Consider the following 7,257-nt stretch of genomic DNA (forward strand, 5'->3'; position numbering starts at 1 on the left):
GTCTGTATGATATCATGCTGAATAGATGTCTTAATCTTCTCCATTTGTTTTATTATTTCTTCGCTTATGACATGAATCTCTTTTAATTTTTGCTTATTATCACTTGTTAATAAATCTTTATTGATACTATCTAATACCGTACCACGCAAATCAATGTATGCAGTTAATTCATCAATTTTCTTACCTCTGTCCTCATTTTGCCCGTTTAAAACTGATTGCCTTAGCTCATTGGTAATAGAAAACAGATTGTCAATGCTATCCATCAAACTAGCCCGCTTGTACTATATTGTTTCTTTCGATTGATGATTATTACTTCCTTCCAAGCATCACGGAATTCCGTAACTAACCCTTCTACTTCACTAATGATATCTAAATCATTCTTTATATTAGCTTCTATTAATCTGCGATTCATATAGTCATATAGCCTTCTCATTTCCTTTGAAATAGGATAATCAAAATTGAGAGTTACTATCAGCTCTGAAATAATATTTTGTGCTTTTGAAAGATTGGTATGCTTGGCTTCAATATTGTTATCTTGAACAGCTTTTTTCGCTAGGTTCAAGAATTTTAAGCAACCATTATAAAGCATAAGTGTCAATTCACCAGGAGAAGCAGTTAAAACAGCGTTCTGTTGATAAGTCTCAAATTGTTTCTGCATGTTTAAAATATCCTCCTAAAATTTAGTGTAGCCTCTTATTTTAACCTATCATTCCAAATATGGAACTACTTTGTGCATTCATCTTATTAATCGCTTGCTCCATAGCCGTAAATTGCTTCCAATAGCGATTTTCGATCGTCTTCAGTTTATCTTCCCAAGTTTTCATTTGAACGGAAACATCTTTTATCGAGCTACCAAGCGAGCTAATATCAAGATTTACCGCGGTGTTTGAGCGTCCTGCCTTTTTGTTTAAACTGTCTATCGATCTACCTACTTCATTATAAACTCTAGAAGCAATCCCATCATTGCTTGTAAATAGCCTTTCTACTGCATCTGGATTGTTGGCAATTGCTTCTTTTAATTTATCTTCGTCGATTTCTAATTTCCCATCTAAGGACATGAAAGCTGACGTAATACCAATTTCAGATAGCATTTTCAGCTGGCCATTCGGTATTCCCGAAACTGTATTATACATCTTTCCTCTAAGATTGGTTAAAGAATCTCTAATAATTTGATCATTGTATAGTAAACCTTGTTTAGCCTTTTCGTCCCACTTCTCAGCTTCTTTTTCAGATAAACTTTCTCTTTCCTCATCTGTTAAGGGCTGATATTCCCGATTTCGAGGCGATTTCACTTTCGAATTTAAACTATCGATCAAAGAATTATAACTTTCGACAAAGTCTTTAATTTTGTTGAAAATGGACTCTGTATCGGAGTCGACATTAATTGTTGTAGTAGTCCCTGCTTTTAGAAGCGTCAAATCCACACCGTATACAGTTACCTTATTTGTGGTTAAATTATCAATTACAGTTCCGTCAAATTTAATTTCCGCATTCTTTCCTTCGGCTTTATACGGAGGAGAGGCAGGGCTAGCAGCAGACGATCCATTAAAAATTAGTGAAGCAACATTTGTAGAACCTGTCAAATCGGTTAACTCAATACTTTGGTCTTTTCCCATATCCTTTGTAGTAATGACAAAACTGGATGTTGCTTCATCAAAGGACGCTCTCAATCCCAAAGATTTTCCAGTCGAATCAGTTGCTGATCCTATTTTACTAGCCAAGGAAGCAAAAGTATCATTTTCAGTAACAGTGATTGTTGCTGTTCCGTTTGCAGCCTTGATCTCAAAAGTTGAGTCACCTTGCCCTTGTGGTATTACTTTGTCTGTCCCCTTTGCAGCTTTGCCGGCTTCATTGTTAATGACAGAACCTGATTTAATTTTAGCAGTTTCAGCCAATTGCTTAATTTCCAATTCATACGACCCTTGTATCGCATTGCTTCTTGAAGAAACCAATGCATTAACTGTATTAGAGGAAGTCGCCTTAAACCCATTAAAATCACTTGAAAATCTTAATTTATCTACTTTTTTTTGAAAGGCGCTAAGTTCAAGATTAACATCTCTATAAGCATCACGCTGCCATGACAGCCATTCTTTTTTCTTAAATAATTTATTTAACGGAGCACGCTCCGCATTCATTAAATCTTTTATTATTTGATTTGTATCAAGACCAGATGCAAATCCAGTAATTCTCATCGTATTATTCATCATTTCGGGCACCTCCATTAAATCTTATTATCTACGAATAAACCTAAGTACTCCTTCATCGATGCGTACATATCTAACAGCTTCTTAGGAGGTATTTCCCTTACCGTTTCCTTTGTTTCATCATTTATAAGAGTTACATAATACTTCTGTAGTTTTTCGTGATACATATACTTTAAAGAAGTATGAGTATTTCCTAAAACTTGGTTTATATCTGTCACAACTTGCTTTAAATCCTTTTCTTGTATAGCTTTTTCTATATTATTCTCAGGCTGCTGTTCTAAGATGTGTGATTGTTGCCCCTGACCTCTTGCAGATTTATTACTTTCAAAGCTAATATTATCATTGGAAGATCTGGAAATTAAATCAACAGAGCCCATTTTTATCCCCCTACTATTTTTTCTACTTATTACATCGGATCATTTTGCAATATATTTACTATTTAAGGGCTATTAATCTGCTTTTTGCAGGTATATAGTTATGGCCTGCAGAAATTTCATAGAAATATATCGCCTTATCCTTTTGATTAAACATTTCATAGTAGACTCCCAGATTATAAGCCGCAAGGAACGAGCATGTTCCTAGAACAATCTCTCTTTCATTTCGCTCTCCCAATGCAAGACAAATTAAATAGGATCTCTCGATGAGAGGAAGAAAATCAATATTCTTAGCCGTATCACTTAACACAAAATTCATATAAAAGATTCCACAAACAAACTGATAATCAGGACTGTTCCCTAAAGGTACATTCATTTGGTCAATAATTTCAAAAGCAGGGTAGTATTGCTTCAATTCAATTAATGTATAAATATAATTGACGACCAAATCTGTAAAGTATCCCTCTGAACGATCAGCTACTTCATAACTTCTCTTAAAAAAATGGGCTGCATCCTGATAGAGACTCATTGTTTTATATTGTCTAGCAAGCTGAAAAAAGATATAAGCATTCCTTGGATGATTAGAAAGCTCTTCCTTTAAAATTGTGAGATTACGCCCTGATTTATCTGTTTGAAAATAACCCGTATGGAATACATCAATAGGCAGCTCAATTCGAGGCAAATTAGATACAACCTGCTCATGTATTTTCCCAGAATAATAAGCTCCTTTTGGTATCAATCGAGAAATATATAGTTGCGAATACCGTTCTTCATTATTTTGCAAAAAATTGCTTTTAATATTAACTTTCCCTATGAAATGTTTGTCTTGAAGCAAGCTATTTACTTTATCTTTATCCCACCTCATAATTTGCTCATCTGCATCAAGAATCAAATTCCAGTCAGACGTGGATTTAGACAACGCAAAATTGCGTGCAGAAGCGAAATCATTTGTCCAAGTATATTCATAGACTTTTGCGCCGTAATCCCTTGCTATTTCTAACGTATTATCAGTAGAACCAGTATCTACAATTATGATCTCACTTACATAACTTTCTACTGAGTCTAGACAAGCACCTAAGTTTTCCTCTTCATCTTTCACGATCATGACTAAAGAAATGTTTTGCATTTTGTTCTCCTTAAATACAACTGTTGTCTTTAATATCGACTTTATTTTAATATCTTGAATTGGATAAAACTAGTTATTATTAACATACCATTATAAATATTCTTCAATCCCTTAATTGAATAGTATTCTATCTAATTATGAAAAAAGCTGTGGATGCGAAATTGCTCCACAGCTAAATAAATTTAAAGACCTTTTGTTTTGCGTTAAAAGTTAATAAAGGTTCTTTACCTAAATTACCGAAGTATTAAGAAGATAAAAGGATTTACAGCTTACAGCTTTCTATTTATGCTGCTAAAATAATCTTCCAAAGCTTCTCTCCAGTCCCTCATCCCAGTAAAATTATTTAACCTTAAACCCATATGATCTAAAACAGAGTTTTTTGGTCGATTTGCCTTTTGAACAAACTCCACCGAACTCACAGGCACTAGGTCTACGTTTTTTTGAGCGAGTTCAAATATTTTTCCAGCAAATTCAAACCAGGTGCACTCACCTGAATTAGTGATATGGTAAATACCATATAATTTTGTTTTGATCAGCTCTGAAACCTTTGTTGCGACATCTAAAGTATTGGTCGGTGAGCCCACTTGATCATTTACGACTTTAATTTGTACGCCCTTTTCAGCAAGATTTAACATTGTATTAACAAAGTTATTTCCATTTTTCCCATAAAGCCAAGAAGTACGAACAATAAAATATTGGCTATGAAAATCCTTGACCATATTTTCACCAGCAAATTTTGAACTTCCATAAACATTTATTGGATTTGGGGTATCAAATTCGTTATACTTCCCTAGTTTATTCCCATCAAAGACATAATCCGTACTAATATAAACCATCTTAGCCTGTATTTTTTCACATGCTACAGCTATATTCCTTGTACCAATAGCGTTAATTAAATATGCAGCTTCCTGCATTTCTTCCGCTAAATCTACTTTTGTATATGCCGCAGAATGAATTACAACGTCAGGCATTATCCTAATAATCGTCTCTACAACTTGTTCATAGTTCGTTACATCCAGTTCTATCTTCGAAAAAGAATAAACTTGATATTGCTGTTTAAGCAAAACCTCCTCAATATCTGAGCCTAATTGGCCTGCCCCACCAGTAATCAAGACTTTTCCTATATTCATAAGAAAGCACCATATTGAGTTTCATAGTATCGGTGATATTCACCTGATTTAATTCTATTCCACCAAGTTTTATTATTTAAGTACCAGTTTACTGTTTCAAGTAATCCCTTTTCAAAGTCATAAACTGGTTTCCAACCTAGCTCATCTCTTATTTTTGTTGCGTCAATTGCGTATCTTCGATCATGGCCTGCTCGGTCTTCAATAAATTGAATCAAGCTATGTGGTTTTTCTAAAATATTTAATATTTCCTTAACTACCTCAATATTTTGCTCCTCATTATGACCGCCAATGTTATATACTTCTCCAGATTTTCCATTATGCAACACTAAATTAATTGCAGAACAATGATCAAAAACATGAAGCCAGTCTCGAACATTTTTTCCGTCCCCATATACTGGCAGACTTTTATCTTCTAAAGCGTTAGTGACTATAAGAGGGATTAACTTTTCAGGAAAATGAAATGGACCGTAATTATTAGAACATCTTGTAATGTTAACATTTAACCCGTAAGTCTCATAGTACGCTTGAACTAACAAATCCGCACTTGCTTTACTAGCTGAATAAGGGCTATTAGGTGAAAGAGGAGTAGTTTCTACGAAAAAACCATTCTCACCCAATGATCCATATACTTCATCTGTAGAAATTTGCAGGTATTTCTCAATATTATTCTCTTTAGCCACTTCCAAAAGAACTTGAGTTCCTAAAACATTCGTCTTAACAAAAATCCCAGGATCAGAAATACTTCTGTCTACATGTGATTCAGCTGCAAAGTTAATAATGACGTTTACATTGTGCTTTTGAACTACATATTGAAGAAGTTCCTTGTTTTGGATATCTCCCTTAATAAAGAAATAGTTCTTTCGGTTCTCATAATCTATAAGGTTTTCTAAATTACCAGCGTAAGTCAGAAGGTCATAATTAATTATTTGATATTCCGGATAACTATCCAGCATATATCGAACAAAATTGCTCCCAATAAACCCCGCTCCACCTGCTACTAGAATATTCACTAATATAACCCCTTAAAAGTTTAATTCGGCATTTTTTAACACCGGCCAATTCTCGTCCTTATTTGATAATATTGGGTTTGAAAGAGGCCACGATATATTCAATTCAGGGTCACTCCACAAAATACCACGATCATGTTCAGGCGAATAATATTCATCCACCTTATAAAAAATTTGTGTATTTGGAACAAGAGTACAAAAACCATGGGCAAATCCTTTTGGTACAAGTAATTGGCGAAAATTATTTTCTGACAAAATAAATCCTTCCCATTGTCCAAAAGTTGGTGAATTTTTTCTTATATCTAGAACAACGTCATACACAGCTCCACTCAACACCCGCACCAACTTTGTTTGTGCCTTTGGATTTAACTGATAGTGTAATCCCCTAATTGTTCCAGATTCTTTTGACAGAGACTGATTATCTTGAACAAATTTATTATTTAATCCCACTTTTTCCAATAAAGATTCGTTGTAGGATTCCATAAAAAATCCTCGATGATCATCATGAACTTTTGGACAAAGGATTTTCACATCAGGGAATTTCGTATTAATAATCTCCATATTAAACACCCTTATAGCTTCATATATACATTAAAATACTCGCCAAGATCTGTATTTACAGCAAGTTCGTTTGCCTTAAATAGAGAGTGATGAGTACCTGCATCCGTCCACCAGCCTGACATAACATCATAAGTAAGAGAGCCCTTTTCAATGTAGGCATTATTAACATCCGTAATCTCCAGCTCTCCTCTATTGGAAGGCTTAAGACCGCGAATAATATCAAATACTGACGAATCAAACATATAAATACCCGTTACCGCATAATTACTTTTTGGATGCTTTGGTTTCTCTTCTATACTTTTAATAATAGTACCTTCTAATTCTGGGACACCAAATCTTTGTGGATCAGCTACTTCTTTAATTAAAATTTTTGCTCCGTCACCTTGCTGGTTATACTTGTATATATATTTAGCAATATTGTCAGAAAACACATTATCCCCAAGAATAACGGTCATATTATCTGTTCCAACAAATGTTTCACAGAGACTCAGAGCTTGTGCAATACCACCAGCCTGATCTTGCACTTTATAAGTAAAGGTAACACCAAACTCTGATCCGCTGCCAAGTAAATTGACAACATCGCCCATATGCTCTTTTCCTGTTACAATCAAAATATCTTTAATATCTGCTTCAACTAATTTGAAAATAGCATGATATATCATGGGATATCTTCCAACCGGAAGTAAATGTTTATTTGTTACTTTTGTTAGGGGGTATAGGCGTGAGCCTGTGCCACCTGCTAGGATTATGCCTTTCATAATATCCTCCTTAGAAAAATCAAAACCTATGAATAGCATAGTAAGAAAATAATCTATTTAATTTTATTTACACACGAAATGTTAATGACTAATCTTT

At 34.2% G+C, this 7,257-nt stretch carries 9 protein-coding genes; all 9 read right to left on the bottom strand.

Annotated elements, in window-relative coordinates; translation table 11 throughout:
- A partial coding sequence (locus V7164_RS21845) for a hypothetical protein (RefSeq protein ID WP_335355230.1) occupies nucleotides 1–263 on the bottom strand: 263 nt, incomplete at its 3' end.
- Nucleotides 263–658, bottom strand: coding sequence for a flagellar export chaperone FliS (gene fliS, locus V7164_RS21850; RefSeq protein WP_335355231.1), 396 nt, complete (start codon nucleotides 656–658; stop codon nucleotides 263–265). The genes V7164_RS21845 and fliS, both read right to left, overlap by 1 nt.
- A 40-nt stretch (nucleotides 659–698) precedes the next feature.
- A complete protein-coding gene (gene fliD, locus V7164_RS21855; protein WP_335347174.1) occupies nucleotides 699–2,207 on the bottom strand; it encodes a flagellar filament capping protein FliD in 1,509 nt (502 codons plus the stop codon).
- 14 nt (nucleotides 2,208–2,221) lie between these two features.
- The gene (gene flaG / locus V7164_RS21860; RefSeq protein WP_335347175.1) at nucleotides 2,222–2,581 is read right to left on the bottom strand and encodes a flagellar protein FlaG; all 360 of its coding nucleotides are present in this window, start codon (nucleotides 2,579–2,581) and stop codon (nucleotides 2,222–2,224) included.
- A gap of 58 nt (nucleotides 2,582–2,639) precedes the next feature.
- Nucleotides 2,640–3,704 carry a glycosyltransferase family 2 protein gene (locus tag V7164_RS21865; protein WP_335355232.1) on the bottom strand — a complete coding sequence of 355 codons (1,065 nt, stop codon included), beginning with the start codon at nucleotides 3,702–3,704 and terminating at the stop codon, nucleotides 2,640–2,642.
- A gap of 269 nt (nucleotides 3,705–3,973) precedes the next feature.
- Nucleotides 3,974–4,834 (bottom strand): dTDP-4-dehydrorhamnose reductase, encoded by an 861-nt coding sequence (gene rfbD, locus V7164_RS21870; protein WP_335347177.1) that lies wholly within the window; start codon nucleotides 4,832–4,834, stop codon nucleotides 3,974–3,976.
- On the bottom strand, nucleotides 4,831–5,844 hold the full coding sequence (gene rfbB, locus V7164_RS21875) for a dTDP-glucose 4,6-dehydratase (RefSeq protein WP_335347178.1): 1,014 nt from the start codon (nucleotides 5,842–5,844) through the stop codon (nucleotides 4,831–4,833). Before rfbB ends, rfbD begins: the two co-directional genes overlap by 4 nt.
- A 12-nt stretch (nucleotides 5,845–5,856) precedes the next feature.
- On the bottom strand, nucleotides 5,857–6,402 hold the full coding sequence (gene rfbC / locus V7164_RS21880; protein ID WP_335347179.1) for a dTDP-4-dehydrorhamnose 3,5-epimerase: 546 nt from the start codon (nucleotides 6,400–6,402) through the stop codon (nucleotides 5,857–5,859).
- Nucleotides 6,403–6,413: 11 nt separating this feature from the next.
- Complete coding sequence (locus tag V7164_RS21885; RefSeq protein ID WP_335347180.1) at nucleotides 6,414–7,160, bottom strand: sugar phosphate nucleotidyltransferase; 747 nt, start codon at nucleotides 7,158–7,160, stop codon at nucleotides 6,414–6,416.
- Nucleotides 7,161–7,257 lie beyond the last annotated feature (97 nt).

This window comes from Bacillus sp. JJ1474 (assembly GCF_036965225.1).
Classification (GTDB): Bacteria; Bacillota; Bacilli; order Bacillales; family Cytobacillaceae; genus Cytobacillus.